General features: G+C 60.8%; 2 protein-coding genes. Both read right to left on the bottom strand.

The genetic code is table 11. The features are described from left to right. The coding region (locus AAFX91_RS41945; RefSeq protein WP_394570382.1) for an ArsC/Spx/MgsR family protein at positions 1-386 on the bottom strand (386 nt) is incomplete at its 3' end. An 8-nt stretch (positions 387-394) separates the two neighbouring features. Continuing rightward, on the bottom strand, positions 395-829 hold the full coding sequence (locus AAFX91_RS41950) for a response regulator (protein WP_130231866.1): 435 nt from the start codon (positions 827-829) through the stop codon (positions 395-397). Positions 830-1008 lie beyond the last annotated feature (179 nt).

Here is a 1008-nt window from a genome sequence, read left to right on the forward strand (position 1 = left end):
GCCTCGCTCGAGCATCGCTCGAGATCGTCCTGCATGCTCCGCCCAAGCAGCGACAGCACGGGCTCATGATCGAATCCCGCGCATCTTGCGCCGTCGGCGTTGATCAGCGGGCGCCTTATCAGGAGCGGATCGCTGAGCATCAGCGCGAGTGCGCTCGCCGCGTCGCTCGCGTCGGGATTGATTTCGCCTGACTTGATACGGGGCGCGGCGCGGTTGAACCAGGATCCGATCGGCGTATTGCCGAAGAACTGGCGCAGTTCCTCCGCGCGCCACGGCTCCTTCAAGATATCCTTGGCAATCACGTGGTGGCCCGCGACCTTCAGCGCCTGCATCTGGCGCGCGTTGGTGGCGCAGTCGGGTTTTTGATAGAAGATGATCGTCGCCATGGCCTGGCCTAACTCAGCACCCTGAGCTGCACGATGGGCGCGGTGGCGCCCCGTTCGAGAATACCATCGACCTTCTTGCGGACGGCTTCCAAGGTGAGAGGCTTGATAAGCACGCCGTGCGCGCCCGCCTTGATGCCTTCGACCGCGGTGGGCTCGTCGGATTTGTCGCAGACGATCAGGATCCGCACCTCGGGAAAATGGGCCGCCAATTGGCCGATCAACGGCGGCCCCTTTTGCCCCAAAAAGGAGGCGCCGAGTAGCACCACATCCGGCTTCAACCAATCGATGCCCCTGACAAAAGCCTCTTCCGGCGTTGCAAGCTCGTGCGTCTCGATCTCGTCATGCAGCATAAGTTGCAAAGTCACGCGGGTGATCTCGTCATCGTCGACCACGAATACCCGTCGCTGGCCCTCCGCCTTCGAGGTTTCGACATCTTGCTGCACTGTCGCTCTCCTGAAAATCGCGCCGACAAAGCGGCTTGCAAGAGCAATTAGCAATTTCCGTTCCACGCATGAACGCATCGAAAGGGCCCGCGCCAAGCCGGTTTTTGCCCGTTTGATGCTTGCGATCCTTGTTCGGCTTCTGACAGCGGCACAATTGCTGTCACCTTCAAAACACCTGG

Origin of the sequence: Bradyrhizobium sp. 31Argb, from assembly GCF_043638955.1 — a bacterium.
GTDB lineage: Bacteria > Pseudomonadota > Alphaproteobacteria > Rhizobiales > Xanthobacteraceae > Bradyrhizobium.